A 3778-nucleotide genomic window follows, 5' to 3' on the forward strand; every position below is an offset into this window, starting at 1 on the left:
ACCGAAAGTGGCTCTGTAACAAAGAGGATTGTGAAGAAATAACAAACCTGACTTTCAATCATACAACCGCCTCCTTACGAGGCGGTTTTTTTATTCATAAAATGGAATATATTATCATATTTCTTAAAAAAAGATGTATTTCATCGACAAAAAATTGCTTTTATCGGTTAAAATGCTATTTTTGAAATAATTGTAGAAAAAGAAAATTACCCCTAAAACCATCCCTAATGAGAATTTACCTGCTTCCCCCATTGCAAAGTATTGATCTATTATCATTTGTTGCAAGTAGTAAGAGAAACCTGATTTGGATTCTAGCCCTGGTAATGAGTCTGCCATTATCTGCTCAAACAACGCTACCCGAGGCATCAGGATCGAAAAAGAAAGCATCGAGAGCGGTTACCAGTAAAAATGTGAATTTATCAGATTATGTAACCAATTCTACCACTTCAAAAGCAAGCAGTAGTGCTGCTAATGCATTAAATCTAAATGGAAGCGATTATATAATTACTTCAGAACACGTTAGCCGTGTTAGTGGTATACACCATATTTACCTCAGACAAGCCATTAATGGTATAGAAGTCTACGGTACGGAGTCCAGTGTTCATATTGATCGATCAGGATCGAAAATCAAGGAAAATAACAATTTTGTTCCGAGTATAAATTCAGAAATACTGAATGCGACAGCAGCCCTGAGTGCCAAGGATGCGATCTTATCTGTTTCTAGTCAAATGGGCTATGATGTTCAGAATTTATCTGAGATCGAAAGATCTTCAGGAGCAAATCAAAAAGCATTATTCAATAAAGCGGGTATTTCCGGTACTGAAATCCCAGCCAAACTGATGTATTATTACCGAGAAGGTATTGGCGCCACCCTTGTCTGGGAACTTTCGGTGCAGGAAGTAAATAGCTCTGATTGGTGGAACTTCAGGGTTGATGCTTCAACCGGGACAATAATCGATAAGGAAAACTGGACAGTAAGCTGTATTGACGGTTTGTGTACCCATGCGCATTCAGAAACAACCCTGGATATCTGTGAAGATGATATGCCTGAGGTGGCAATTGCCACCGTGGAGGAAGAGGCCACGGCTCTTGTAGGTAGTTACAGGGTATTCGCATTGCCGCTGGAGAGTCCGTACTTTGGTTCAAGGACCTTAGAGGCTAACCCCGATGACCCAACTGCATCGCCATTCGGATGGCACGATACCAATGGAGCCGCTGGAGCGGAGTACACCTATACAAAAGGAAATAATGCAGATGCTTACGATGATGATAATAATTCAAATTCAGGAACCGTTGCAGACCATGCTTCCGGAGGTGCTGGTTTGAATTTCGATTTTGCTTTTGATCTTACCTCCGGTGGAATACCTGTGTACAACAGTAGTAACCAATCTGAAGATGCTGCTGTAACCAATCTTTTTTACTGGACTAACGTCATTCACGATGTGATGTACCACTATGGTTTTGATGAAGCAGCTGGAAATTTCCAGGAGAACAACTATGGAAATGGTGGAGCCGGTAGTGATAGTGTGAATTCTGAGGCCCAGGACGGTTCCGGTACCTGTAATGCTAATTTCGGAACACCTGCCGATGGTGGAAACCCCAGAATGCAGATGTACGTATGTGATAATGCTGGTAATTCTAACAGTAATGATGGTGATTACGATAATCTTGTGATCATTCACGAATATGGACACGGGATCTCCAATAGATTAACCGGAGGCCCTGGAAATGCCAGTGCATTGAACAATGCAGAGCAAATGGGTGAAGGATGGAGTGATTTCTATGGTTATATGCTAACAATGGATGCTTCTAATTACACTAGTGATCGAACGGTAGGAACATTCTTGTTCGAGCAGGGAGCCGGTGGAGGAGGAATCCGTAACGCACCTTACAGTACAAGTATGACAACAAATCCCTGGACTTATGCCGGGGTAGCGAATACCGGATCTATTTCTTCACCACACGGAATCGGTTTCATTTGGGCGAGTATGCTCTATGAAATGGTTCAGGGTTTAATAACTCAACACGGTTTCGACCCGGATCTTTACAATGGTAATGGAGGAAATAATATTGCAATAACTTTAGTTACCGAAGCATTGAAACTTCAGGGATCAAGTCCTGGTTTCGTGGACGGTAGGGACGCCATTCTATTGGCAGATCAAAATATTTACGGTGGTGCCAACCAGTGTATTATCTGGGATGCATTCGCCAAGAGAGGATTGGGATATAGTGCCAGCCAGGGATCTTCGAATAGCAGAACCGATGGAGTAGAGGCTTACGATCTTCCACCGGGAACAGCTGCATTTACGAATAGCATTTCTGAATTGTGTATTACTGAAGGAGTACAAACTGGCCTGGGTGGTGGTACACCTACAGGTGGAACTTATTCCGGACCTGGAGTTACCGATGACGGTAACGGAACTACATATACCTTTGATCCTTCAGCAGCCGGTGTAGGAACAGCCACAGTGACGTACACTGTAAATGATTCCTGTTCCGGAGGTTTGGCAAACCTCGATGAAACCATACAGGTAACCGACGGTTTACCAGAATTAGTTTGTCAGGATGTTTCAGTAACACTGGATGGTGCTGGAAATGGCACGGTAAACTGGCAGGATGTCGTTGCTAATAAAATACCAGGAGGTTATACCCATGCACTTGTGGGTGGTAATTCCCTTGAAACTATGACAGGTTCTGATATCGGACTGGGAGATGATGCGATCACTACAGCAATTCCAATCGGATTCGATTTTAATTTCTACGGAAATACTTACTCTAACGTTTATATATGTTCCAATGGTTTTATTTCCTTTAGTGCTAACGCCGGAATGTCAGCCGCCCAGAGTAGAACTCCACAAACGGTTCCCGATCCAACTCTTCCAAATAACTTAGTAGCGCTTTTCTGGGGAGATCTTGATCCTAGCGCAGGCGGGACAATTAAATATCAAACTTTTGGAAGCGCTCCGAATAGAAAATTTGTAGTTGAGTATCTGAATGTGAGATTTTGGAATCAAACCAACACAGTTTCCGGTCAGGTACACCTGTATGAAAGTTCGAACCTAGTAGAAGTTCATTTGGGTAATGTAGCCTTTGGTGATCAAAATAAGACAATGGGTATCGAAAATAGTGACGGTACCGATGGTTTAACGAATGCTGCCACGAACAATTCGGGATGGTCTTCAACTAATCCGTTACGAGCCGATTTTGTTTCGCAACCGGATACTTTTGCAGACAATTGTGGAAATACGGTGAATATATCATTAAGTAGATCTGCTTTCACATGTAAGGATGTTGGAGAAAACACTATTACTATCACTGCTGATGATGGTAATGGAGGTGTTTCCACTTGTACGGCTACAGTAACGGTTACCGGAAACCCAACAACTTTTAACGGAGTTTCCTGGGACAGTGGAGCGCCTACTTTAGGTTCATCAGCTAGGTTCACTGGGGATTACGATATGAATAATGGTTCAAATCCTAGTATAGACGCATGTTCATGTACAATTGAATCAGGTGCTACGGTAACCGTAGGCCCCGGAGATTATATGAATATTGACGGAAATATTAATGTTGATGGAACTCTAATTGTGAATCATACCGGTAGTGTGGTTCAAATAGATGACAATGCTGCGGTAAATAAAGGTACAGGAGCAGTAATTAATGTTGAATTAACCACTCCACCCTTGAAGGAGCGTGATTTCATGTTGATGGGTAGTCCTATGACGGCCGAGACACGTAACGATGTTTTTGGTTCGGCTTACAATGTACAGGAGCATAC

The 3778-nt window shown here is 42.5% G+C and carries 1 protein-coding gene; it reads left to right on the forward strand.

Features of this window, described 5'->3' with window-relative positions:
• Nucleotides 1-227: 227 nt before the first annotated feature.
• On the forward strand, nucleotides 228-3778 hold a 3551-nt coding region (locus tag J1N09_RS15310), incomplete at its 3' end, for an extracellular metalloproteinase (protein WP_265201156.1).

It is taken from the genome of Aureitalea sp. L0-47, assembly GCF_026126405.1.
Classification (GTDB): domain Bacteria; phylum Bacteroidota; class Bacteroidia; order Flavobacteriales; family Flavobacteriaceae; genus Pukyongia.